The following is a 23,723-nucleotide window of genomic DNA, read 5'->3' as shown; positions in this document are numbered from 1 at the left end:
TCAATTTGAGCAAATCGATTCGAGCAAATAATTTTTTTTAAAATCCAAATAAAGCAGTCTGAACGACACGATTTATACAAAACAGTATGAATAAAACGGTCTGCCTGATTTCCGACAAATCTTTGTATTATTGCAGAGTCCCTCGAAATTATCTCGGGGTTATGTTTTATACGAAAAATGAGTTTTTATTTCATTAATGTCTGCGGAGAATTCTTTGAAAAAGTCTTCTCTGCGTCATCTTTTATATTCTATCTTTGTTTAAATTGTACCACGTTTGTTGTATCAACTTGTTGTACCACGTTTGTTGTATCAATTTGTATCTTATGTGTGTGTTTGAGCGGCTTGAACTTTTAAGTTTTAAACTTAAATTTCCTTTGGGGTTTGGCTTCCGAAGGCGGATTTAATTTTGAATTTAAAGTTTTGAACTTTTAAGCAAGCTTTTTTGGTGAGTGGAAACTATGTTTACAGACCTTGTGGAAAGTATAACGAACATTGACGTCTTTACGTCATCAGTATCATTGTATTGGGCAACTTTAAGCGTGAGCAGCGTCGTTATGACGATTCTTGCCTTATTCATGCTTTTAGGCGTTTATGATAAACTGCGCGGCGGAAAACTCGGCTACGCCGAACAATTTGACCGCGGCTTCAAAGCGATGGGCGATCTGGCTTTGGCAATTGTCGGAATCATTGCGCTTTCTCCCGTTCTTCTGCTTGTGCTTTCGCCGATTGTCTCTCCGTTCTATCACGCGATTGGCGCGTCACCCGCCATGTTCCCGGGTTCACTGCTCGCGCTTGATATGGGCGGCTATTCAATGGCGATTCAAATGTCGGAAGGAAACGCTGCTATCGGAAACTATTCAGGTTTAATCGTCGCCTCCATGATGGGCATTACGCTGTCATTCACGATTCCTTATGCGCTTACGATTTTAGACAAAAAAGATCATCCGCTTTTTGCAACCGGTATTCTTTTAGGTATTGTTACGCTCCCGATCGGCTGTTTGATCGGCGGACTCGCGATGAATTTCACATCAACACCACTGACGGCGCACGAACTTTTAATCAACACGCTTCCTGTCATCCTTCTTGCTGTTCTTGTCGGAATCGGTCTCCTTCTCAAACAAAGTCTGATGCTGAAACTTTTCGCAATATTCGGAAAAATCGTAACATTCATTGCAGTCATCAGTCCGGGGGTCGCGATTTTCCAATATTTGACGGGAATCCGATTTCCGCTGTTCAACTTAATGGTCGAAGAAGACACTGTTTTAGGCGGCGTTCCCCTTGAAGTCGGTCTTCTTCTCATCGGTTTGATCGCAATCGTTTTAGCCGGCGCTTTTCCGATGGTTCTTTTTCTCAAACGAAAACTCGGCAAAGGCATGGACAAATTCGGAAATAAAGTCGGCATCAATCAGGAAGCATCGGCAGGACTTTTAACACAGCTTGCAAACAATCTTCCGATTTGGAGCCAAATGAGCGGCATGGACCGGCGCGGGAAACTTCTCAACGTCGTTTTCACGGTGTCGGCTGCATTCGTCTTCGGCGACGTCTTAGCATTTGCAGGCGGCGTCAACACGGAAATGGTGTTTCCGGTTATTGTTGCAAAACTGACAGGCGGCATATTGGCAATTTTGCTCACGCTTTTCCTCTTAAAGAAAAATGTGCTGAAAGTTGTCAATTCTGATTCGGATTCCAAAAATGCTGAAAATATTGAAAGCAGCATTTGAGTTGCTGCTGCCGGCAATCCTGTTTCAGTTTCTGCTGTCGGCAGATTTGAGTTTGCACTGCCGGCCCGGTTTCTGCCCGACAGCCGCAGCTGCCTGCTGCCGCGCGCAGTCTGCACAAATTTTTAAATGAATCAAGACTCACAGGTGCATTTTTTAAAAAATTATTGGACAGAGGATTCCATTTTTGAAAAAAGAGAACGACTTGTTCTTTTTTGTGGTAAGTTTTCACATTTGCCTGTTTCCGGCATTTTTGGTTTGAATCGTCAACGGGTTTAAATATGAAATATTAATAATTAAATGAAACTTCTAAAGAATATCAATTCAAAAAATAACATTCAAAAGAATAACAATCCAAAAAGAATTGTTCAAAAATTCCTATGGATTTTCGGAGTTATGGAATAATGGCAAAGAGGAATAAAAAACAGGCAACACCGAATGAGCCGGAAATGCCTGAACACGTTGAAGCCGAAAAAGTTGAGGCTGAATACCATATCAGCCCAAGCGGCAAGATTGAGCAGACGCCTGAAGAAAAGAAAAGAATGTACAAGGAAAGTCTTCTCAGAACAGTGACTGCATCCGTCGTCGGTATTATCGCCGGTGTCATTTGTTATTTCCTGCTCGGATCAGCAGCACCTGTTGAAGGCGAAACCACACCTTTGAAATACGCTTGGTTCGTCATCCTTCCGCTTATTATGATTTTCACTTACTACATCCAAAGAAGACTCGTTTTTCCCGCTTTCCGAATGGACATGAAGCTCCTGAACTGGAAAGACTGGTTCGGAATCCAATTCTTGGTTTTAATTTACTGTATCGTCACATGGACGATTCTTTTAAACACCAATATTCTTTGAGATCTAATCCGGCGTCAGCCGGTCTTTTTTTAATTTATTTTTATCCTCTTTGATTATATTTTGTCTGAAATTTCATTTATTATTTATTTCATCCGTTCAATATTCATTAAAAATATTCATCCAAATGTCGCTCAAAAATTATTCATTTCAAATAATTCATTTCAATTTAATTTCAATTTAATTTCAATATTAATCCAAAAACAGATTGCTTTCAAGGTAGAACATTATGAGAATAGCCGTTTTAAATAAAGACAAATGTCAGCCGCGCCAATGCAGCAAAGAATGCTACAAATATTGCCCGCGCGTCCGAACGGGCGACGAAACGATCACATTCAGCGAAGAGGACGGCAAAGCAGTCATCACCGAATCCTTGTGCTCCGGCTGCGGCATCTGCATCAAAAAATGCCAGTTTGACGCCATTATGATCATCGGTCTCCCCGAATCTTTGGAATTCCCGACACACCGCTACGGTCAAAACGGGTTCGCGCTTTACGGTCTGCCCGTTCCGCAGCAGGGCAAAGTCACGGGCATTCTGGGTCCAAACGGCATCGGTAAAAGTACCGCTGTTCAAATCCTTTCAGGCGCAATGATTCCGAATTTCGGCGAAGAAGAAGCCGGTTGGGACAAAGTTTTGGCGCATTATGCAGGAACGGCGCTCGGCGACTATTTCAAACTCGCGTCATCCGGAAACTTGAAAGTTTCTCAAAAACCGCAGTATGTTGACTTGATTCCAAAAGCTTTTAAAGGCAAAACTTCGGATTTGCTTAATAAAGCAAATACAAGCGGCCGCCTCGATGATGTTGTTGAAAGATTGGAAATGAAAGACATCATGGACCGCGACATCGGCGCGCTTTCCGGCGGCGAACTTCAGAAAGTTGCGATTGCCGCCTGTATCGTCAAAGAAGCCGACTTCTACTTCTTCGATGAAATCAGTTCTTATCTTGACATTTACCAAAGAATCAACGCGGCTCGCCTTATTCAGGATTTGGCGAAAGAATTGAACAAATCCGTTCTCGTCGTCGAGCACGATCTTGCAATTTTAGACATGCTTGCCGATACTGTTCACATCGCTTACGGCGTGCCCGCGGGATACGGTGTCATGACGATGCCTAAATCTGTTCGCGTCGGCATCAATCAATACATCAAAGGCTATCTGCCCGAAGAAAACATTCGTATTCGTGACGAAGCCCTCCGCTTTGAAACGCATCCGCCCAAAGACGGCGCTGATGTTCGAACGATTCTCTCTTACGATTCTTTCACAAAGAAATTCGGCGACGCTTTCTCACTCGAGGCGAAAGGCGGCAGCGTCAAAGAAGGCGAAGTTCTCGGCATTGTCGGCCCGAACGGCACCGGTAAATCGACTTTTGTCAAGATTCTTGCCGGCGAAATCGAACCCGATACGGGCGAAGTCGGAATTGACGTGAAAATTTCTTACAAACCGCAGTACATCAAAGCGGACTCCGATATCCGCGTCCGTGATTTGCTGATGGAAGTTGCCGACAAATTCGGAACCGGCTACTACGAAACGGAAATCGCAAGACCGCTGCGCTTGGACAAGCTTTATGACAGTTATTTGACAGACCTCTCCGGCGGCGAGCTGCAGCGCGTCGCAATTGCTGCGTGTCTCAGCCGCGAGGCCGACTTCTACATTTTGGACGAGCCGAGCGCCCACTTGGACGTTGAGCAGCGCGCTATTGCAACGCGTGTCATCACCCGTTTTGCCGAAAGCAACAGTAAAACTGCGATGGTTGTCGATCACGATATTTATATGATTGACATGATCAGTCAGCGCTTGATTGTTTTTGAAGGCGAGCCGTCTAAAAGCGGTTTTGCAAATGCGCCGACCAATATGAAAGACGGCATGAATAAATTCCTGTCCAATTTGGATATTACATTCCGCCGCGACGAAGAAACAAAGCGCCCGCGCGTGAATAATTATATGTCGAGATTGGATCGTGAACAAAAAGAAAAAGGCGAATATTATTATTTGGAAGAATCGTAAAAAATCGTAAAAATCAAATTTTAAAACACTTTAATTTTTTTAAGAATTTTACGTTTGATTCAAAAATTAGTTTGATTTAAGAAAAGTTTGAAAAGGATTCACCGGAAGTTCACACACTTCCGGCAGAAAAGTATTTTGAATCCTTTCATTCACACATTTATTCAAAGTTATGGCTTTGGTTTCGTTTTTCTTTCACAATTCTGTTTTTTGGAGTTTTCGGCTTGAAATATAAGCCGGAGGAATCTTCACGACAAATCGAGTGCCGGATTTGCCGCGAAAGATAAATGCAATTTTATTTTAACGAAATCAGATTTTTTCGATTTCTTATTCTTTTTTTATCAGGCTTCCCATTTCGGTCTTTGGAAAAGAATGATGTTGTCGTTGATTGACACAAATTCCCAGGAGTTTGCCGCGTACATTGCGATTTGTTCATCCAGATTCAAAGCGTCAACGATGTCTGTTTCGTAATCGTAAGGGAGCAGACTGTCATATCCGTTACAGGCGCTCAAATCTTCAAATTCGCAAACGTCATCTTCGTAATCGGGATCCTTGCGGAATTCGATCAATTCATCGATTTCCTTGAGCGAATATTTTGCGTGAATTGCGTCATCTTCATCGTAATCAGCATTCAGATCCGAAATCATTCGGTCGGAACGAATGTATGAAATACCCCTGTCGCAGAAAGTCGTCTGAACAGTTTCAGTTTCAGCGCGAACTTCGGTGCCGGTTTCGGCGGCTGCGGCTTCTGTCGTTAAAAGGACAGTTTGAAGGTATTTTTCTCCTTTGATTTTTATGACGGAGAATTCCGATTCGATTTCAATTGACATAATTTCACCTGATTTATCTTGGTTCTTTCTTTTATTTCAGTTTAAGAACAAATCAAAGAAGTGCTTTAGAGAATATAAAGGTCAAATAAGCGGGGTGAAAGTATTAAACAAATGAATCAAAATCGGCGGTCGGAAAAGTTCGAAAAACACCGCCGAAACTATAAAAATATATAACACGAGCGCCAATTCTGTCTCATGTTCAAATACGATTTTCACATTCATTCCAAATATTCCAGAGATTCACAAACGCCGCTCAAAGATATTCTGCGCGCCGCAAAAGAGAGAAATCTGAACGGAATCGCTATTTGTGACCATGATGAAGTGAAAGGCGGATTAAAAGCCCTTGAAATCGTCAAATCAAATCCCGACAAATACGACAACTTTATCGTCATTCCCGGAACCGAAGTCAGCACTTCCAAAGGACACGTTTTAGTGCTCGGCGTGACCGAAAAGATTCCTTCATTCATGACGCCGGAAGAAACAACGGACTACGCGCGCGATTTAAATGCCGTTTCAATCATTGCACATCCGTTTCGAAAGTCCGCTCACGGAATCGGCTACTTAGAAGGCAGCGGCGCAGACGCGGCGGAAACGTTCAACTCCAAATGCATTACGGGCGGCTCTAATAAGAAGGCGCGGGCAGAAGCAGAAAGGCTCGGAATGCCGCAGGTCGGCGGAAGCGACGCGCACATCGCCGAATTGGTCGGGCAAGGCTACACGCTTGTTAATATCGACATCAACACGCGCGAAAATGTGTTTGATGCGATTCTTCGCGGGGAAACAATTCCGGAGGGAAAACACACGCCCGTCGGCACCGTCATCAATCAAATGAAGAAAAACGTCGTTCGAAGAACGCGTTTGATCATGAACGGCAGGCTGAAAGAATTCTGACGGCAAACGGTTGAACGCGGCGAATGCAGTCGAACGAGGTCAAGTATGGTCGAATACGGTCGAATATTAGCATTTATATTTTAATTTGTATTCTAATTTGTATTCTAATTTATATGTAATTTATTTTGTTCATTGAGGTTTAAAATGGAAAACATATCGGTTTACACGGTTGAAAAATCCGAAATCAAAATTCTTCACACGGGAGACACGCATCTCGGTTCCCGACAGTATCACAGCGATATCCGGCGCCGTGATTTTTTTGATTCATTTGAAAAAGTCATTCAAGATGCCGTCGAAAATGAAATGGATGCCGTGATTCATACGGGAGATTTGTTTGACAACCGCAATCCGACGATTGAAGATTTGATTGACACGATTGCCATTTTAACGCCGCTTAAAAAAGCCGGCATCCCGTTTTTGGGAATCGTCGGAAATCATGAAGGCAAGCAAAACACGCAGTGGTTGGACATTTTTCAGACGATGGGGCTTGCCAAAAGACTCGGAAACACTCCCGTCGTCGTTGAAAATCTGCATTCTCAAATCCGCTTTTACGGAATCGACAACCTTTCCGGTCCGCGCCTTGCAGCTTTCGATTTTTCAATCTTTGAAGCCGATCCGAAATGCGGCGGCGAAGGCAAAATGATTTACAACATTTTAACGCTTCATCAGCTGCTCGACCCTGTTCTTCCGGGGCAGCCGCTTTCGTGTGACGATTTTACCTGTTCCATTCCGATTCAATTTAACGCGGTTTTACTCGGTGACAATCACAAATACGAATGCATCAAGCATAACGGCGCCTGGCTGACCTATCCCGGCAGCACCGAGCGATGCAGCGCCGCCGAAGTCGAGCCGCGCGCGTACAACATTCTCACTTTTGACGGAACAGAAATTTCAATCACGCGGCGCACGATTCCGACGCGCGATTTCGTTACGATTCCGATTGCAAGCGATGAAAGCGGCGAAATCAAAATTGATGAAATTTATTCAAAAATCGATTCTTATTCCGAAAAGATAAACGGCGCCGTCGTTTTTGTCGAATTGTCGGGCATTAAGAAAACGCTGATTCCGATCAGCGAAATTGAAGAATATGTCAAAAACAAAGGCGCGGTCGTTGCCCGCGTCGGCGACAAAAGAGATTTGGAAAAAGACGATTCCGATAAGATCAAACAAATCACATTCAGAGACCCCGATGAAGTCGTTACGCAGGAGTTGAAGCGGCTGAACTTAACGGAAGCGGGTTTGCTGCTTGACAGCATTATTCGAGATTCTGATACGTCAAAAACAAACGTGGCGGATGTCTCGGAAGACAGTTTGAGAGAATATTTGAACGGTCATGAATTCAAAGAAGAATTCAGACGCGACAGTATTTATCTTTATGATCCCGATTTCGAGTCAAACGGTTTTGAATCAACAGGTTTCGAACTTGATGATTTTGAATCCAATGAAAGCGATATCAGTGATTTGAATTTGATTGAAGATGAGTATGGAATTGATAATGAAATCGATAATGAAATCGATTCGGCTGATACAATTAATGTCGCTGAAGTGATTGAACAGATTCGGCATGCACAAGAGGGCGAAACGGAAGCAGAAACAGAAATGATTGATTCTTCTCAGGATTCAGTAGTTTCTGCCAAACACGAATATGAACTCAAAAATAAAGCTAAAAGCGAAACCCAAAGTGAAACTTTTAACGAAGCAAAAATCGAAACAAAAGGCGAAACTGAAATCGAAACTAAAATCGAAACTAAAAAAGAAAAAGCAAAAGAAAAACCGCACTCTCCGCCGCGTCAATATACGCTCGGCGATATGTTCGGCTCGGAGGATGAAGAATGAAGTTTAAGCATCTGCATGTCGAAAATATCCGCAGTTATGAAACGCTTGACTTGGATTTTCCGGACGGCGTGACCGTGATTTCGGGCGTGAACGGCAGCGGCAAATCCAGTATTCTTGAAGCCTGTTTTATGGGCATTTTCGGCGGCGAAGTGCTGAGAGGAACGGCGCTTCAGATTCCGGATATGATTCGAAAAGACAGTTCAAAAGCCTGCATTATTTTGGATTTTGAACACTCGGGAGACGATTATCAAATCGAGCAGCATTACCGCGCAACGAAAACGGGCGGCGCGAGCAATTCGAAATCCATTTTGAGAAAAAACGGTGAAATCATTGCCGAGCAATCCAAAAATACGTATGAGGCGATTCAAAAATTGCTGAATATGGATGAAAAGAATTTCCAAAATTGCGCTTACATTCGGCAGGGCGATGTCGACGCGCTCATTAACGCAAAACCCAAAGACCGCCAGCAAATGATCGATGATTTGCTCCGCCTCGGGAAATTGGAAGAATACCGCGAGCGCGCTCACAATTCCAAGACGGCAGTTTCACGCGTTTTGAGATCGGAAAATGAAAAGCAAACAATCACACAAGATAAAATCGCTCAGCTGAGAGCTAAAAATCTGCACGCCGAACTCAACCGCCGTCAGGAAGTGATTGAAAAAATCAACGCGGCTGTTGCGAAAAAGAATGAGGAGAAAGACAAACTTTCAAGCGATTTGACGCTTTTGGACGCTCAAATCAAAGAAATCGAAAAGGATAAAACGGAAATCGAAACGCTGAAAAAAGAATCCGCCGAATTGGGACAGCAATGTGATACCGAAATTTCAAGGCGGGAAAATTCACTTCAGGAAATTTTAAGCACCGAAAAGAAAATTGCCGAAATCACTCTTGCCGCGGGGCAGCTGCGCTCCGATATCAACGGTTTTAAAAACCGCGATGAAGCTTCTGTTTTAAATCCGGATTTTCCGTCGCTTCGAATCAGCGATGACGATGCCAATATCGAACTCGTGTCCTCTGCCGCCCGCGCCGAAGAAAGCCGCGCGCTTGAGGCAAAGCATGCTGTTTCAAAGGAATCGGAAGTCATCGGCGTCCGCAAAGACAATGCCGAAAAAGAGATTCGGCAAAAAGAAAAGGAGCTTTCCGAAATCAAAATAAATTTGAATGAGCTGAAAAAACGAATCGAAAATCAAATCTCGATCGTTTCAAAAGCAAATGCAGCCGTCGAAGGCGGTCTTTCAAATGCCGAAACGGAGAAAGCGGCGTTTTTGAAATTGTTTGACGATTTGTACGCCGCGCTTGAAAAGGAATCGCAGTCTAATCCGATTGAAAAAGAATCGGAAGCCTGTGACGAAAAATGTATTTCGGGAATTTGCGACATTTCTTTTTATTCCAATGTTATTAAAATCGAAGATCTGCCGAAGCCTTCTGATGAGGAATCTTGGAGGCGGATGATCGATGATATTGAGAAGCTTGAAGAATATATTTTGGAACGCGTTCGCTGCGAGGAGTCGCGATTAACTGAAGAAGAGAAGAAAAAAGCGCTGATTAAAGGCGAATTGGACGAAAAGGAAAAGAGTATCGAAGAAACCGATAAAGATAGCCGCCGTTTGGATGAGGACAAAGAAAAGGCGGCGCTTGAGTTGAAAAATGAATCCGCCGAATTTGAGAAAAAGAAAAAACTTATTTCCGATTATACCGCGCTTCTTGAAATGCACAATTCAAAACGCAATGAAAAGCTTACAGCCGCCGTAATTTTGAAAGAAACGGTTCCGCCGTCGCGTTATCAGCTCAATGACATTTTGCCAAAAGACGTCACCGACGCGCACGAACAACTCTCGGCGAAGAAAGAAACATATGTGGCCGAAATCGCATCGCTGGAATCACGCGACAAAGAAATTCAAAAATCAATTTTAAAGAAAGAAGAACTTTTGAAAGCCGGCAAATGTCCCACTTGCGGTCAAATCATTAAAGCAGACGGTGGCGGAAGCAGCAGTGATGGCAGCAGCAACAGTGTCGGCAGCAGCGGTGACGGCAGCAACAGCGGTGACGGTGGCAGCAGCGGTAACGGTGGCAGCAGCGGTGACGGCAGCAGCAACAGCGGCGGCGACAACAGCGGCACCCATTCGCACGGCACCGGTGAAGAAGTCAAACAGCGCGAAGAAATCGCGGCGCGCCTCAAAGAGCTTTTGGTGCTCAAAACAGAATCCGAATCTCAGATGTCGATTTTGAAAGAAATTTCTCAAATTGATGAAAAAATCGAGCAGATCAAAGCCGAAATGAACACGTTCCACGCCGAAGAAAAAGGAAAGGCGGAAATGATTGAAAAATTCAAAAAGGATTTGGAAGACATTGATAAACAAAAGGCGGCACTGAACGCGAGAAAGCTTGAGCATTCCGTTTTCTGTGAAGCGCGCCGAAAAGATTTGGCGAAAACGGAGGAGCGTTTGAAAGAGCTTCAGGCGGAAAGCGACAAGCGCAGAGAGAAATCTGATTTGCTTTCCGGCCGCGAAAAGAGTTTTTCGGAAGCAGTCAATTCCATTCTTTTGGGGTACAAAACGCTTGAAGCCGAAAGCAACATGAGTGCCGAATCTCAAAAGCGTCTTGAAGAAGTCGAAAAGCAGAAAGAAGCGGTTGAGAAAAATATTTCTGAATTGAGAACGGAAGCCGATAAAATCAATGCCGAAATGATTCAAGTCAAAGCAAAAGTTGAGCAGGCGAACAAGATTTACGCTTTGATTACGGATGTTCGCGCCAAAATCGAGCAGCTGGCTGATTTCGGAAAAGAGAAAGACAAATTGAAAGCTGTTTTGGACGGCCGTAAAACAACGATGGCGGAGCAGGATAAATCTGTTAGTCATTACAAAAAACAGATTTCAGAAAAGGAAGTCAAAATTAAAGAGTTGAATGAAAAAATCAAAATCATCATTGATAAATTCGAAGACGGCAGCATTGGCGGTGACAACGGCAACGAACGCGCCGGCGGCGACAACAGCGGCGACAACAGTGGCTTTTCTTTTGAATCCAAAAAAGAACAGCTTTTGGCTCAAATCCGCGCGGTTACAGAATCCGTTGCCGAATTTGATTTGAACAGAACAAATATTTTGGAAGAAACGGGCAAGCTTCGAAATGAACTTTCAGTGCTTTCCGATTACGAAAAGGAATCCGGGATTCTTCGAAACAAACTTCTCTTTTTGTCTTTCGTATCGGAAGATGTTACCGCTCTTGAAGAAATGTATTTGAGGATCCGCGCGGATTTGAGAGCGAAAAATATCGAGGCGCTTGATCAGCTTCTCAATGAAATGTTTGATTTCATTTATTCCAACAACGCTTATTCCCATCTGGAGCTTGACAGCGATTACAACTTAAAAGTTCACGAAAAAGACGGTTCGGTATTGGAGCCTAAACAGCTCAGCGGCGGCGAGCGCGCGATCTTTAATTTAGCTCTCCGTTGTGCGATTTATCGTCTTCTGTCACTCGGATTCGGTGAAAACAGCGCCGGCAAAACATCGCTTCCGCCGCTCATTTTTGATGAGCCGACGGTCTTTTTGGACAGCGGTCACGTCCGTCAATTGATCAAATTGATCGAACATATGCGCGAAGACGGCGTCGGACAAATCATTGTCGTTTCACACGACGAATCGTTGATTGATTCGGCTGATGTAAACTTTAAGATCGAAAAGAATCCGCTGACAAATGCTTCTGCTGTTGTCGAATGATTTAAATTGTTTTCAAGCGGTTCGTGTTTGCAGCGGCGGCGTTGCGCACGAGCCGCTTCATTTTTAATTTTCTTCAAACTTGTCCTTCGGTTTTTTTGTTTTTAGGATGAAACCTAAACATCCATTTTAAAAAATCGTTGAACCTGAACGCCCGATAAAACCCTAATTAAATGTTTTAGATTTTGGAAAAAAGACGGCGTTCCGTTTTTGAAATTTTTTATGAAAAAAGATGTTTCAATTGAATTAAAATTAAATAATATTTCAAAAACCGCTCCCGCAAGTTGAGTTTCTGAGCGCAGCGAAGAAACGAGACTTGGCGGATTCTTCCCATACGAAACGAAATAATAAAAACCGCTGATTGTGAATTGCTTTTTAATGTTGCCGTTGCGGGGCGGTTTGCACTGCTGCGATCAGGTTTGCGTTGCCGCCCGCATCTGCTCATTTTATTGTAATCCGTTCGCATTCGTGAACGTGCCGCAGCTACCTTCAGGTTTCCGTTACGGCAGCAGCTGCCGCCGCCGCGCGCGAACCGTTCCATTTTTCAAAAAAATAATTGAAAACTCACGCCCCTTTTTATCTAAAATTTCAAAAGCTGCTGCTCTTCTTTTTCATATTTTCAAAAAAAGTAAATGTGAAACAAAGTTTTTCACTTTGCTTCATTCGTTAAATTTTAAAGTGTTTTTAAGAAATCTTCAAACCGATCCAGCGCGACTTTAATGTCGTCGCGGGAAGTTGCGTAAGCGCATCTCAAATGTCCCGCGCCGGTCTCGCCGAATGCGGTTCCCGGGATCGTGATGACATGCTGGTTGGCAAAGAATTTGTCGGCAAACTCTTCCGATGTCAATCCCGTTGATTTTATGGATGGGAACGCATAGAAAGCGCCTTTGGGTTCAAAACAATCCAAGCCGAGCTTGTTGAAGCCGTCAACGATTAAAATGCGGCGGCGGTTGAATTCCCGAACCATCGTCTTCATTTCTTCTTCACCGTTGCGGAGCGCTTCAATACCGCCGATTTGAGACGTAATCGGAGCGCACATCATACAATACTGGTGAATCATCATCATCGCGGAAATCAATTCCGGCGGCGCCAATATGTAGCCGAGGCGAAGACCCGTCATGGCATATGATTTTGAAAATCCGTTCAAAAGAATCGTTCTCTCTCTCATGCCGTCAATAGATGAAAACGGAATGTGGGCGCCGTCGTAAGTCATACATTCGTAGACTTCGTCGGAAATCACGATCAAATCGTGTTTTTCAATGACGGGCGCAATCTTTTCATAATCTTCACGAGTCATAACGGCGCCGGTCGGATTATGCGGATAATTGATAATGAGCGCCTTCGTTTTGGGCGTAATGACCTTTTCCAATTCTTCGGGCAAAATCTTGAATTCATTCTCTGCAACCGTTTTAACGACAACAGGAGTGCCGCCGCTTAAAACGATTTCGGGAACGTAAGCGACATACGTCGGCTGAACGATTAAAATTTCATCTCCCGGGTCTGTGACGCAGCGAATGGCAATGTCAAGCGCTTCACTGACACCGGTCGTGACAAGAATTTCACTCTCGGAATCATAGTCGAGTCTGTAATCTCTTCTGTAACGCTTGGCGATTTCTTCGCGAAGCTCAATGATTCCGTAATTGGAAGTGTAAGCGGTTTCCCCTTTTTCAAGCGAATGAATACACATTTCGCGAATGTGCCACGGCGTCACAAAATCCGGTTCGCCGACGCCGAGGGAAATCACGTCTTCAATGCCCGCTGCGATATCGAAATATTTTCGAATTCCTGACGGCGGTACATATTTCATTTTTCCGGTAATATATTTTGAATAATCGAGTTGATCTGCCTTTCTCGGCGATAAATCAGGTATTTGTGTCATTGTTGTTCCTCACGGCGAAACTTGCAATCTTTTAAATTCTTCCTTCTCTTCCATAATGACGCCGTCTTCTTTATATGTCTTTAAAATGAAGTGCGTCGACGTATTTTGAACCTGGTCGAGCGTCGCTATTTTATCCGCGACGAAGAATGCGACATCTTTCATTGATTTTCCTTGAATCATGAATTCCAAGTCATAATCTTCTCCTGAAAGAAGGCGAAGAGACCGGACTTCCGTGAATTTGCAAATGCGGTCCGCTATTTTCTGATAGCCGTGACCGCGTTCAAGTGACACTTTCAACTGGACAAACGCGTACACGTACGGACTTTCCACCAAATCCCAATCAATGATTGTTTTATAGCTTCGAATCACGCCCGCCGCTTCCAGTGTCCGAATCATTTCTAAAACGTCAGCCGGCGGAATTCTGGTGAGTTCTGAAATTTCTTCGGGAGTCGCTTTCGCGTTTTGTTCCAGAATTTCAAGAACGTCCTGTGTTTGTTTATCCATTTCTGTTAACTCCATGTTTTGAGTTTTGAGTTTTGAGTTTTCTGCAATTTGCCTGCCTGTATCAAGTTGAAGACAGGCGGATGATTAGCATCCGTTTGCCGTAAAATAGAACAAATCAATCTATATAAAAGAAGCGAAAACAAAAAAAATAAGATGAAATTATACATTTTCATTTTTTTCTTAAAACGGAGCCTTCAGGTTTGGTTCATTTATTAAAAACAGAACTTTTCATTTTGATTCATTTTTTAAAACGGAAATTCCCGTTTTGATTCATTTATTAAAACGAAGCCTTCTTATTTGATTCATTTTCAAATTTTGTTCGATTCGCGCGCGGCGGCGGGCGTGGCAGGGCAGCTGCCGGCTTTGCCGTGCAGTCTGTCGGCAACGGCAGTGCAAACCTGATCGGCAACGGAAACTGAAACCTGACTCCAATCGGAAACATTAAAAGACAGTTGCAGACGAGCAGGCTCAGCCGGAAGCTGACAGCAAAAGACAGTTGCAAGACGGAACGAGCAGGAGCTGAACAGCAGCTAAAAAATCAGCTGTTTTTGAATTTTTGTTTCGTATGGGAAGAATCCGCCAAGTCTCGTTTCCTCCGCTTCGCTTCGGAAACTCAACTTGCGGGGACGGTTTTTAGAATTTCATTTACTTTGTTTTTTGTTGAAACATCTCTTTTCATCAAAATAAACAAAAACGGAACGCCGTCTTTTTTCAAAATTAAACATTTTTTAAGGTTTTATCGGGCGTTCAGGTTCACCGATTTTTGAAAAATGGATGTTTGGGTTTCAAGAAAATTGAATAAAAAACAAAAGAGAAAAATGAATTGAAATTGAATTGAAAATAAGGGGAATAATAGAAATTGAATTGAAAATAAGGGGAATAATAGAAATTGAATTGAAAATAAGGGGAATAATAGAAATTGAATTGAAAATAAGGGGAATAATAGAAATTGAATTGAAAATAAAGGGAAAATAATAGAAATATTGAACATTTTTCCTATTCAGGACAATTTTTTAAAAAATTGACACAAAAGTATAATCAACTTCTAAAGACTTATTAAAAATCGCCGAAAAATCAAAAATAGGACAATTGTACAATTCATGAAAATCTCAAATTTTTGAAAATGTATTAATTGATTTTGTTTTCGTCCAAATTCTATTTTTCGCCGTTTTTTAAAATTGTCCTTTTTGTACAATAATTTTGATTTCATGCCAAAGTTCATATCTGAAGAAACAAAATCATCATATATGTCTTCATCAAATTCAATTTTTTCAATCACCGTTCTCCCCGGAAAAAACAAAAACGGAAATATTGAAAATTTCACGGAAATTCTTCTTTCTCCCGGAGACGTTTTATCCATTGTCGGACCGACAGGTTCCGGCAAAACCGCTCTCATCAACGACATTGAAGTTCTCGCCCAAGGAGATACCGTCACCGGCCGCACCATTCTCGTCAACGGACAAACGCCTGCCGACGAACTCATCCGCGACCCTTCCATGAAACCGATTGCAATGATCACGCAAAACACAAAATGTCTCGCCGATTTAACCGTTCGCGAATTTTTGGAAATGCATCTGCGCTCCCGAAAAATCAAAGATTTATCCCTGATTGAAAAAACCGTTGCAACCGCCAACAAATTCACAGGCGAAAAAATCCGCGCCGACATGCGCATCTGCTCGCTTTCAGGCGGACAAACTCGCTCCCTTTTCATCGCCGACGCCGTCATCATTTCAAACACGCCGATCATTCTTTTAGACGAACTCGAAAATGCCGGAATTTTTAAAGAAAAAGTTATCGAAGAACTTCGCAGCCTTCAAAAAACAACGATTTTTGTCACACACGATCCGTATGTCGCGCTTTTAACAGACCGAAGAATCGTCATGGAAAACGGTACCGTCAAATGCATTTTAGAGCCCGGAAATCGTGAAAAAGAAATTTTGCTCAAAATTTCAGAAATGGACAAAGAACTTTCCGAATTCCGAGAACGCATCCGCGACGGCGAACTCCTTTCCGATAAAGAATACACCAAAAAACCTGCCGCGGAGTGTGTCCCGATATGACCGCGCGCCTGATAACCGTTGCCGGTCCGCCGAGCGCCGGAAAAACGGCAGTTGTTCGTCAAATCATCAAAAACCTGCTTCCCGAATCAAAAGTCGCTTATTTGAAAATCGACGTCGTTCAAGCTTGGGAAGATGAAGAACTCGCCAAAGAATTCAACATCCCCGTCAAAAAAGTTTATTCCGGCGACATGTGCCCCGATCATACCGGAATTTTAGTTCTTCAAGATGCCGTCAATTGGGCAAATTCGGAAAACGCTGATTACCTCATTTACGAAAGCGCCGGACTCTGCCTCCGATGCACGCCTTACACCGAAAACGCTTTCGGCCTCTGCGTCGTTCCCGCCGTTTCCGGAATGCACACCCCGCTTAAAATGGCGCCGATGATTACATTCGCGGATGCCGTTGTTGTCACAAAAATAGATTTGGTCTCCCAAGCCGAAAAAGAAGTTTTCAGAGAAGCTGTCCGAACCGTCTCGCCCGACACGGACATCATTGAAACCGATGCGATTTCCGGAACAAATATGCGTTATCTGATGAAGCGCATCAAAGAACTGCCCGCGCCCGCCGGCGGCACAGACACGCTTCGAGGCGTTCCGCCGCTGGGCGTCTGCACGATCTGTGTCGGCAAAAAAGAAGTCGGCTGGCAGAATCATTTCGGCGTCATCCGACCTTTAGATGCGCCCGACAATTTGTTTCGAGGAGACTGAAAAATCATGTTTTCTGCTTCATCATGGCAGCCGCCCGGGAAAAATTGCGGCGCTTGCGGCTTTCAAACCTGCGCGTCTTTTTCAAATGCAGTTGCAGCAGGAACTAAAAAAAATGCCGACTGCATTTTTCATTCTTCCGAAAAAACGCTTTTACGAACGGCTGATTCTGTTTATTCAGGCGTTGATGTTACGGGAATGCCTTATGATTTTGTCATCGGAGCGCTTCCGAATGAGCCGTCCGCCCGCAAAATCATTCTGCCTTTCCGCGCCGATTTAACGGAGCGTTTAGACATTCAGCCAGGCGATCTTGTTCTCGGCCGCCCGGCAGGCGCCGGCTGTCCTGTTCAGCATGTCATTCAAGTCCGTGAAGCCGATCCGCTGACCGGCGTCATTACGGGTTATGTCGTCAGCCCCGCAAAAGCGCGTGAAAATCCGAACATCAAAGATGTCAAAATGTATCACATGATCGGGTTTGAAGGAAATGTTCAAGTCATTAAAAATCCGCCCGAATTCGGAAAACGTTATTCATTTCTTCCGGGATTCTGCATGATGCATCGGGCGCATTCGGGATTGGTTAACATGGTTTTGAACAAATCTTCCGGAATTCATGTTCGAATTGAAGGAGTGATTGTTTTATGACCGCCGAAAACAATCGAAAAATCAGAGTGATGACCGCAGCCGAATTGAAAAATAAAATCCGCGAAGGAAATCCGCCGGCATTCGGAGAAGTCGATGCCGTCACTTGCGGCACGTTCGGAATCATGTCGGGAACAATGGCCGTCTTTTCATTTCAGGCGTCAGAAGCAGGCGTTTTTGAAAAGGCGATCGATGTTACTTTAAACGGCGTTCCTGCAAGCGTCGGTCCGTGTCCGAACGAAAACAACGGTTTCATTGATTTAATCGTTCTCGGAACATCCGTTTCAAAAAATAATAAAAGGTACGGCGGCGGTCATCTCTTTAAAGATCTCGTTTCCCGCAAAACGATTCAAGCCGAAATAAAAACCATCGTTATAGCTGAAGTCCAAAATGAAATTCAAACTGAAATCCAAACCGAAACCCAAACTGAAACCCAAATCAAAATTCAAACGGCTTCGAATTCTTTTGCAAAATCAAAATCATTTACAAAAGAGCTGACGATTGATGACATGAATACGGCGCGTTTAATCATCACGCGCGGCGCTTTTAAAAATTATTCCGCTTTCATCAATACAACCGATTGTTCCGTTCCGACAATATTTTCGGTTCTGCCGCTTCAGGGAAATTTATCTGAAATCACAGTTTCAGGCTGCGGCGAAATCAATCCGATTCAAAACGATCCCTCACTGAAACACCATTTCGCAGGAAAACACGTTTTAATTAACGGTGCCGACGGCGTTCTTCTCGGAACGGGGACGCGCAGCACGCAAGAAAAGCCGAACCTTTCAGCTGCTGCCGACATGTTTGAAATGGATCCGAATTTGATGGGCGGTTTTGTCACGTCCAAAGGTCCCGAATGCATGACGTCTTTTGCAACCGCAATTCCCGTAACGGATGAAGAAACATTTGAAGCGCTCCAAATCACGGACAAAGACATTGCGCTTCCCGTCATCGATGTTTCATCCAGAAAATCAGTCTTTTCCGCCGCGTATTCGGATGTTTGGCAGGGAACTGATTAGGAAATTCAAGTCCGAAAAGAAAAATGTCTGAACTGCGCCGAGTGCGTCGCTTCTGCAGCATGTCCGACAGATGCGCTTGAAGATCCTTTTGTAATTTCGAAAAATTGTGTTTTATGTTTGACTTGTACTTTTTCTTGTCAAAACGGCGTTTATGCGGCAAACGGCGGAACAGTTTCCGACAGCAGAACAGAGTCTGACAGCAGAATCGAGTCTGACGGCAGAGTTGAGTCTGACGGCAGAGCTGAGTCTGACGGCAGAACAAAGTCGGATGGCAGAGCTGAGTCTGACGGCAGAACAAAGTCGGATGGCAGAACAGAGTCGGACGGCAGCCGAAGCATTCCGATTTGCCTGCGCCAATCCGACAGGCGGCGCGGCGAACTTGCAGCTTCTCTTCTTAAAACTAAAATCGAATCAGGCGAGCGGGGGATTTAAACGGGAAACTATCGGCTTCAATGTCTCGGCGGCGGTGAAATTCTGCCGCAGAAATCTCTCTCATCAGATTCTTTATTTTTTGAATCCGTCAGAGGATGCCCCAAACATTCGGGTTTGGTTCGAACGGTTTACGAAAACAAACAATTTACCGTTCGTTCGGGTCTTCCGGGATTATTTCGATATATCGACTGGCTTCCCGTCCAAAACCCGCTTCCGACGCGGACATGTCCCGTGACGTTTCAAAACAAAGCATTGTCCAAGCATCTCGGTCTTCCGCGTCTTTGGCTGACCTTTACGGGCTGGGCGCCTGAACGCGGCTGCTACGCGAAAACAGGTTCGTTTAAAGAGCTGGAAGCTTATCCGACACTTTCCAACATAAGCGCCGATTGCGGAAAATCAATGGTTATCGCGTCAGCAGGAAATACGGGACGCGCTTTTGCGCAGGCCGCTGCGGAAACCGGGCGCTCCGTCGTTTTGATCGTTCCCGAAAAATCAGTTTCATCTTTATGGACAGTCACAGAGTCGAAAGAAAATGTCAAGATCATCACTGTTTCGGGAGATTATTTTGATGCGATCCAAGTTTCCGAAAAACTTTGCGGAAATCCGAATCAATCCTGCGCAAAAAAAGATGAATATATTCCCGAAGGCGGCGCTAAAAACATTGCGCGGCGGGATGGGATGGGAACCGTGATGCTCAGCGCGGCAGAAACGCTCGGCAGACTTCCCGATTATTATTTCCAAGCGGTCGGCTCAGGAACCGGCGGCATTGCCGCATGGGAAGCATCCGAGCGGCTGATTCAGGACGGCAGATTCGGCTCAACTCTTCCGAAACTTCATTTGATTCAAAATCGGCCGTTTACGCCGATGTCGTCGGCTTGGAAGCGCCGAAGCCGTCAAATCTGCGAGGAGGATATGCCGGATGCGCTCAACGCTGTTGCTTCCGTTTACTCTCCCGTTCTGACAAACCGTTCACCGCCTTACGGCGTTGCAGGCGGCGTTTTTGACGCGCTCACCGCTTGCGGCGGAAACATCGATTCTGTTGACAACTGCGTAGCTGATGACGCATTCAAACTGTTTGAAGAAATGACGGGAATCGATACGGATCCGGCGGCAGCTGTCGCGTTTGCGGGGCTGATTCAAGCCGTCGAAGAAAAAGTTGTCGGCGCCAATGACACGATTGTTTTAAACGTGACGGGCGGCGGTTACAAACGAATCGAAGAGGATCTCGGAAATATTCCGATGAGTTCGATTGCATCCGTTTCTCCTGAAATAAGCGCTGATGAATTAAAAGAGATTTTATCAAATTAATGAACGAATTAAATGAAATTTTATTTTAAGAGGTTTTATTGTGAACGAGGAGCATGTTATTGAAATTTTAAAGAAAGAAGGCATCGACTTTGTCGCGTCTCTCCCCTGCGATAAAAATAAACGGCTGACAGCTTTACTTCCCGACTCTTTTGATGTCATCGATTTAACGCGTGAAGAAGACGGTGTCGGCATCTGCGCGGGCGCTTATTTGGTCGGCAAAAAACCGATTCAGTCGATTCAAAGTTCGGGTCTTGGAAACATGCTCAACGCGATGATGTCATTGACGTGCGTTTATAAGATGCCGCTTCCGATACTCGCGAGTTGGCGCGGCGGCGCGGATGAAACGATTGAAGCGCAAATTCCGTTCAATCAGAATCTGACGAAACTGCTTGACGTTTACGATATTCCGTACCGCATTTTTTCAAAAAAAGAGGATTTGGAAAATTTAGGTGAAATCATTCAAATCGCTTACGAAAAAAACACGCCGGCGGTCGCATTGATTCTGCCGTCCTGCTGGGAGCCGGTATCCCCGATACAAATTTCTTATCCGAAAAGACACTGGCCGTCAAAAACGTTTTCAATGAACGGGTTTGATCAACTTTTCATGAAACGCCGGGATGCGATTTCAGTTATTGCAGAAAACATTTCCGAAGAAGATATTTTAATTTCCAATATCGGTATCCCTTCAAAAGAATTGTATGATTTGAAAGACAGAGATTTGAATTTTTACATGCTCGGCAGTTACACGCAGGTGTCAGCCATCGGACTCGGCTGCGCACTTGCCTCGCATCGAAATGTTTATGTGATTGACGGCGACGGCAGCCTGCTCGGCTCTTCCGTCCTGCCGGTCATTGCAGCGGCTGACCCGCTCAATCTGACGATTTTTGCGCTTGACAACGGCACATTCGGAAGTACGGGAAATCAAATCAGTCCGGCATACATGACGGCTGATTTGCCGTTTATCGCACACGGTTCCGGGTTTTCAAATGTTTCGCGCGCCTGCACAAAAGAAGAGCTGAAAAATTCATTTTCTCAAAAGATGACCGGCGCCGCTTTCGTTCATGTTCCGATTCTTCCCGGCAATTCAGACGTTTCAAATATTCCGATTTCGGCGGAAGAAATTAAAAAGAGATTTATGAATGCATTGTTGTGAACGCTTACAATAAATGCTTACAATAAATGCTTACAATAAATGCTTACAATAAATGCTTAAAATAAATTATAATAAATGCTTACAATAAACGCATCACTGCGCCTTTGAAACAATATCATCCGCCTTCGACATCACGTCTTCTGCCGCGCTGAATTCAAATGTCATATATTTGCCGTACAGGATTTCTTCAACGACGCCGTTATCGTAAAACCATGACATTGCAGACGCGCCGCGCTCGTCATTGGGAAGTGAAATCGTTCGCGTCATCAGCGCCGGAAGATTTTGGTTGATTTCATCAATCAAATTGGCGATTCCCATGCCTGTTTTAGCGGATATGAAAATCGGATTGTAAATCAAATGCGAAAGTTCCCTCAATTTTTTCTTGCGCTCATCCGGCTTCATCGTTTCCGATTTGTTGAGGACGGTGATGATATTGGACGTGCTTTTCTCCCACAATGTTTCGTGGCTGATCATCAATTTCTTGCGAATATGTTCAACCGGTTCGCTGAAATCAACGACGAGCAGAATCATATCTGAAAAATAAATGCCTTCCAAAGTCGAGCGGAAAGCGTCGACCAAAAAGTGCGGCAAATCTTCAATGAAGCCGACCGTATCCGTCAGCAATATTTTTCGTTTGTTGATAACAAGCGCTCTTGTTTTCGGAATCAATGTCGTGAAAAACATATCTTTTGATTCCGTCTGTTCGTCAACGAGCGCGTTAAAAAGCGTGCTTTTGCCGGCGTTTGTGTAACCGGCGAGCGAAACGATAAAAAAGCCGTTTTTGTGACGGTAAACGCGGCGCGCTTCTTCTTCCAAATCCGCTTTTTTCAGTTCGGCAGTGATTCTCGCAATCCGTTTTTTAATGTCCTGCTCGTAAGAATCTTCATAATCGCCGAGACCGCCCCAGCCGGCGCGTTCTTCTTTTTTGGAAAGCGACACCAGCATTCGCGCATTCGGCAGCTCGTAGCGCAAACGCGCAAGCTCGACCTGAAGCTTGGAGCGATGCGTTGTGGCGCGCTGTGCAAAAATATCTAAAATCAACTGAAACCGGTCCATGACGCGGCAGCTTGCGCCCGCTTCGTTGCAGAGTTTTGAAATATTGTAAATTTGAGACGTTGAAAGCGGATCATAAAAGATGATTCGGTTGGCTCTTTTATCTCTTGCGGCGATTGCAATTTCCTTTGCTTTGCCGCTTCCGACATTGTATTTTCGATCAGGATAGCGCTCCTGCGTGATAACATCGACAACGCGGTCATTCAGCGCTTTTGTCAACTCGCAAAATTCCTGCAATTTTCGGCGGTTGTCTTCCGAGTCCGAATCGGGGTCTGTTCGCATAACGAGAATCACATTTCGAGAGGAATCCGTGACAAGCTCTTGATACGGGTTCATTTTAAATCCTCTCTGTTTCCGTTTTCAGTTCTTCCGTATCCGTTTTCATCTTCTTCATTCTCGTTCTCTTCATTCATGTTCTCTTCATTTTCGTTCTATTCATATCCGTTTTCTTCATTTTCATAAATTCGGATGTCAAGTCCCGTTTCTTTCAGCAAAAGGTTTCGCGTGCTTAGAGAAACATAATGCGCGAGTTCGATCGCTTTTCTTTCGCCGATGGATTCCTGATATCGAATTTCCTGCGTAAACATCGCTTGCGAAAGATTTTCATCCAAATTAAAAAGGTCGCCGCGCTCAACGATCAGCGCTCCTTTCTTTTTGATTTTTGCCGCCGTTGTTTCAATAATTCTGACAATATCGGGAAGTTTCGGCGGCGCGTGATACAAAAAAGCGTCGGTATTGATCTCATTGACTTTTTCAATTGAAGTCGGCGTAATTTCAAGAGACGCCGCCGCGCAGACCATGTAATAGCCCGCATCAATTCGATGCCTTCCCGAAATATCAACCGCGATTACCGTAAACATTGTAAAAAGCCTGTCCTCTTCTTCTGAGTGAAACTATTGAGTTTTTCCTATAAAGCCGTTGAGTTTTCAAAAATCTTCTTTTTTTGGTTTATTGTAAATTCGCTCCTCATTTTTCACAGTTTTTGAAAAATTGATGCGGCTCGCGGCGGCGGCAGCTGCTGCCGCAACGAAAACCTGACGGTAAGCGCAAACAAACACCTCCCTCCAACTGCAAACAAACACCGCCCCTAAGCGGAAACAAACACCGCCCCTAAGCGCAAACCGGCGAAGC

The 23,723-nt window shown here is 44.3% G+C and carries 22 protein-coding genes and 1 pseudogene; 16 read left to right on the top strand and 7 right to left on the bottom strand.

The features are described 5' to 3' along the window. The first annotated feature begins 458 nt into the window (after positions 1-458). From MmiHf6_RS04255 to MmiHf6_RS04240, 4 genes are all read left to right on the top strand, one after another. Entirely contained in the window at positions 459-1,721 is a 1,263-nt protein-coding gene (locus MmiHf6_RS04255; RefSeq protein WP_316558462.1) for an ethanolamine utilization protein EutH, read from the top strand. After that, on the top strand, positions 1,693-1,851 hold the full coding sequence (locus MmiHf6_RS04250; RefSeq protein WP_316558461.1) for a hypothetical protein: 159 nt from the start codon (positions 1,693-1,695) through the stop codon (positions 1,849-1,851). The genes MmiHf6_RS04255 and MmiHf6_RS04250 overlap by 29 nt, the downstream gene beginning before the upstream one ends. A 271-nt stretch (positions 1,852-2,122) precedes the next feature. Continuing rightward, positions 2,123-2,572, top strand: a complete 450-nt coding sequence (locus MmiHf6_RS04245; RefSeq protein WP_316558460.1) for an EMC6-like membrane protein — start codon at positions 2,123-2,125, stop codon at positions 2,570-2,572. Between the two features lie 226 nt (positions 2,573-2,798). Further along, positions 2,799-4,574: a ribosome biogenesis/translation initiation ATPase RLI gene (locus MmiHf6_RS04240; RefSeq protein ID WP_316558459.1), complete on the top strand. Its 1,776-nt coding sequence runs from the start codon at positions 2,799-2,801 to the stop codon at positions 4,572-4,574. 338 nt (positions 4,575-4,912) lie between these two features. Here MmiHf6_RS04240 and MmiHf6_RS04235 read toward each other — a convergent pair whose 3' ends face one another. After that, positions 4,913-5,401 carry a hypothetical protein gene (locus MmiHf6_RS04235; protein ID WP_316558458.1) on the bottom strand — a complete coding sequence of 163 codons (489 nt, stop codon included), beginning with the start codon at positions 5,399-5,401 and terminating at the stop codon, positions 4,913-4,915. 195 nt (positions 5,402-5,596) lie between these two features. Between MmiHf6_RS04235 and MmiHf6_RS04230 the strand changes: the two genes are divergently transcribed. The 4 genes from MmiHf6_RS04230 to MmiHf6_RS04215 all read left to right on the top strand — a co-directional run bounded on the left by MmiHf6_RS04230 (position 5,597) and on the right by MmiHf6_RS04215 (position 12,561). Beyond that, positions 5,597-6,292 (top strand): PHP domain-containing protein, encoded by a 696-nt coding sequence (locus MmiHf6_RS04230; RefSeq protein ID WP_316558457.1) that lies wholly within the window; start codon positions 5,597-5,599, stop codon positions 6,290-6,292. 144 nt (positions 6,293-6,436) lie between these two features. Further along, on the top strand, positions 6,437-8,128 hold the full coding sequence (locus tag MmiHf6_RS04225) for an exonuclease SbcCD subunit D (RefSeq protein ID WP_316558456.1): 1,692 nt from the start codon (positions 6,437-6,439) through the stop codon (positions 8,126-8,128). Beyond that, complete coding sequence (locus tag MmiHf6_RS04220) at positions 8,125-11,844, top strand: AAA family ATPase (RefSeq protein WP_316558455.1); 3,720 nt, start codon at positions 8,125-8,127, stop codon at positions 11,842-11,844. Before MmiHf6_RS04225 ends, MmiHf6_RS04220 begins: the two co-directional genes overlap by 4 nt. A 375-nt stretch (positions 11,845-12,219) precedes the next feature. Next, positions 12,220-12,561 carry a hypothetical protein gene (locus tag MmiHf6_RS04215; protein ID WP_316558454.1) on the top strand — a complete coding sequence of 114 codons (342 nt, stop codon included), beginning with the start codon at positions 12,220-12,222 and terminating at the stop codon, positions 12,559-12,561. Here the strand turns inward: MmiHf6_RS04215 and MmiHf6_RS04210 are convergent. The 3 genes from MmiHf6_RS04210 to MmiHf6_RS04200 all read right to left on the bottom strand — a co-directional run bounded on the left by MmiHf6_RS04210 (position 12,515) and on the right by MmiHf6_RS04200 (position 14,726). Then, positions 12,515-13,720 carry an aminotransferase class I/II-fold pyridoxal phosphate-dependent enzyme gene (locus MmiHf6_RS04210; protein ID WP_420891314.1) on the bottom strand — a complete coding sequence of 402 codons (1,206 nt, stop codon included), beginning with the start codon at positions 13,718-13,720 and terminating at the stop codon, positions 12,515-12,517. The genes MmiHf6_RS04215 and MmiHf6_RS04210 overlap by 47 nt on opposite strands. 9 nt (positions 13,721-13,729) lie before the next feature. Further along, a complete protein-coding gene (locus MmiHf6_RS04205; RefSeq protein ID WP_316558453.1) occupies positions 13,730-14,224 on the bottom strand; it encodes an Lrp/AsnC family transcriptional regulator in 495 nt (164 codons plus the stop codon). Between the two features lie 277 nt (positions 14,225-14,501). Beyond that, the gene (locus tag MmiHf6_RS04200) at positions 14,502-14,726 is read right to left on the bottom strand and encodes a hypothetical protein (protein ID WP_316558452.1); all 225 of its coding nucleotides are present in this window, start codon (positions 14,724-14,726) and stop codon (positions 14,502-14,504) included. A gap of 332 nt (positions 14,727-15,058) precedes the next feature. Between MmiHf6_RS04200 and MmiHf6_RS04195 the strand changes: the two genes are divergently transcribed. The 8 genes and pseudogenes from MmiHf6_RS04195 (at position 15,059) to comE (ending at position 21,539) form a co-directional block, all read left to right on the top strand. After that, entirely contained in the window at positions 15,059-15,199 is a 141-nt protein-coding gene (locus MmiHf6_RS04195; RefSeq protein ID WP_316558451.1) for a hypothetical protein, read from the top strand. Between the two features lie 272 nt (positions 15,200-15,471). Continuing rightward, entirely contained in the window at positions 15,472-16,284 is an 813-nt protein-coding gene (locus MmiHf6_RS04190; protein WP_316558450.1) for an ATP-binding cassette domain-containing protein, read from the top strand. Beyond that, on the top strand, positions 16,281-16,991 hold the full coding sequence (locus MmiHf6_RS04185; protein WP_316558449.1) for a GTP-binding protein: 711 nt from the start codon (positions 16,281-16,283) through the stop codon (positions 16,989-16,991). Before MmiHf6_RS04190 ends, MmiHf6_RS04185 begins: the two co-directional genes overlap by 4 nt. Before the next feature lie 6 nt (positions 16,992-16,997). After that, complete coding sequence (locus MmiHf6_RS04180; protein ID WP_316558448.1) at positions 16,998-17,630, top strand: (Fe-S)-binding protein; 633 nt, start codon at positions 16,998-17,000, stop codon at positions 17,628-17,630. Next, the gene (locus MmiHf6_RS04175; protein ID WP_316558447.1) at positions 17,627-18,646 is read left to right on the top strand and encodes a homocysteine biosynthesis protein; all 1,020 of its coding nucleotides are present in this window, start codon (positions 17,627-17,629) and stop codon (positions 18,644-18,646) included. Before MmiHf6_RS04180 ends, MmiHf6_RS04175 begins: the two co-directional genes overlap by 4 nt. A gap of 117 nt (positions 18,647-18,763) precedes the next feature. After that, entirely contained in the window at positions 18,764-19,078 is a 315-nt protein-coding gene (locus tag MmiHf6_RS04170; RefSeq protein ID WP_316558446.1) for a hypothetical protein, read from the top strand. Positions 19,079-19,099: 21 nt separating this feature from the next. Then, positions 19,100-20,386: pseudogene (locus tag MmiHf6_RS04165) on the top strand (cysteate synthase); the annotation flags it as partial. Positions 20,387-20,426: 40 nt separating this feature from the next. Beyond that, positions 20,427-21,539: a sulfopyruvate decarboxylase subunit beta gene (gene comE / locus MmiHf6_RS04160; RefSeq protein WP_316558445.1), complete on the top strand. Its 1,113-nt coding sequence runs from the start codon at positions 20,427-20,429 to the stop codon at positions 21,537-21,539. A 93-nt stretch (positions 21,540-21,632) separates the two neighbouring features. On the opposite strand, the gene hflX is transcribed toward comE, so the two are convergent. The 3 genes from hflX to MmiHf6_RS04145 all read right to left on the bottom strand — a co-directional run bounded on the left by hflX (position 21,633) and on the right by MmiHf6_RS04145 (position 23,674). Further along, on the bottom strand, positions 21,633-22,928 hold the full coding sequence (gene hflX, locus MmiHf6_RS04155) for a GTPase HflX (RefSeq protein WP_316558444.1): 1,296 nt from the start codon (positions 22,926-22,928) through the stop codon (positions 21,633-21,635). A gap of 95 nt (positions 22,929-23,023) precedes the next feature. Next, positions 23,024-23,452 (bottom strand): DUF2209 domain-containing protein, encoded by a 429-nt coding sequence (locus tag MmiHf6_RS04150; RefSeq protein ID WP_316558443.1) that lies wholly within the window; start codon positions 23,450-23,452, stop codon positions 23,024-23,026. 66 nt (positions 23,453-23,518) lie between these two features. Next, positions 23,519-23,674 (bottom strand): hypothetical protein, encoded by a 156-nt coding sequence (locus MmiHf6_RS04145; protein WP_316558442.1) that lies wholly within the window; start codon positions 23,672-23,674, stop codon positions 23,519-23,521. Positions 23,675-23,723: the final 49 nt, after the last annotated feature.

Origin of the sequence: Methanimicrococcus hongohii (assembly GCF_032594095.1) — an archaeon.
In the GTDB taxonomy this organism is placed as follows: Archaea; Halobacteriota; Methanosarcinia; order Methanosarcinales; family Methanosarcinaceae; genus Methanimicrococcus; species Methanimicrococcus hongohii.
This window is presented reverse-complemented; position numbering and strand designations above follow the sequence as displayed.

Excerpts from the sequence above, each read along its gene's own strand:
- MmiHf6_RS04175 (WP_316558447.1), top strand. The coding sequence starts at position 17,627 with ATGACCGCCGAAAACAATCGAAAAATCAGAGTGATGACCGCAGCCGAA.
- MmiHf6_RS04210 (WP_420891314.1), bottom strand. The coding sequence starts at position 13,720 with ATGACACAAATACCTGATTTATCGCCGAGAAAGGCAGATCAACTCGAT.
- hflX (WP_316558444.1), bottom strand. The coding sequence starts at position 22,928 with ATGAACCCGTATCAAGAGCTTGTCACGGATTCCTCTCGAAATGTGATT.
- MmiHf6_RS04240 (WP_316558459.1), top strand. The coding sequence starts at position 2,799 with ATGAGAATAGCCGTTTTAAATAAAGACAAATGTCAGCCGCGCCAATGC.
- MmiHf6_RS04190 (WP_316558450.1), top strand. The coding sequence starts at position 15,472 with ATGTCTTCATCAAATTCAATTTTTTCAATCACCGTTCTCCCCGGAAAA.
- MmiHf6_RS04220 (WP_316558455.1), top strand. The coding sequence starts at position 8,125 with ATGAAGTTTAAGCATCTGCATGTCGAAAATATCCGCAGTTATGAAACG.
- MmiHf6_RS04245 (WP_316558460.1), top strand. The coding sequence starts at position 2,123 with ATGGCAAAGAGGAATAAAAAACAGGCAACACCGAATGAGCCGGAAATG.
- MmiHf6_RS04180 (WP_316558448.1), top strand. The coding sequence starts at position 16,998 with ATGTTTTCTGCTTCATCATGGCAGCCGCCCGGGAAAAATTGCGGCGCT.
- MmiHf6_RS04225 (WP_316558456.1), top strand. The coding sequence starts at position 6,437 with ATGGAAAACATATCGGTTTACACGGTTGAAAAATCCGAAATCAAAATT.
- MmiHf6_RS04205 (WP_316558453.1), bottom strand. The coding sequence starts at position 14,224 with ATGGATAAACAAACACAGGACGTTCTTGAAATTCTGGAACAAAACGCG.
- MmiHf6_RS04235 (WP_316558458.1), bottom strand. The coding sequence starts at position 5,401 with ATGTCAATTGAAATCGAATCGGAATTCTCCGTCATAAAAATCAAAGGA.
- MmiHf6_RS04215 (WP_316558454.1), top strand. The coding sequence starts at position 12,220 with ATGTTGCCGTTGCGGGGCGGTTTGCACTGCTGCGATCAGGTTTGCGTT.
- MmiHf6_RS04150 (WP_316558443.1), bottom strand. The coding sequence starts at position 23,452 with ATGTTTACGGTAATCGCGGTTGATATTTCGGGAAGGCATCGAATTGAT.
- MmiHf6_RS04250 (WP_316558461.1), top strand. The coding sequence starts at position 1,693 with ATGCTGAAAATATTGAAAGCAGCATTTGAGTTGCTGCTGCCGGCAATC.
- MmiHf6_RS04255 (WP_316558462.1), top strand. The coding sequence starts at position 459 with ATGTTTACAGACCTTGTGGAAAGTATAACGAACATTGACGTCTTTACG.
- MmiHf6_RS04185 (WP_316558449.1), top strand. The coding sequence starts at position 16,281 with ATGACCGCGCGCCTGATAACCGTTGCCGGTCCGCCGAGCGCCGGAAAA.
- MmiHf6_RS04230 (WP_316558457.1), top strand. The coding sequence starts at position 5,597 with ATGTTCAAATACGATTTTCACATTCATTCCAAATATTCCAGAGATTCA.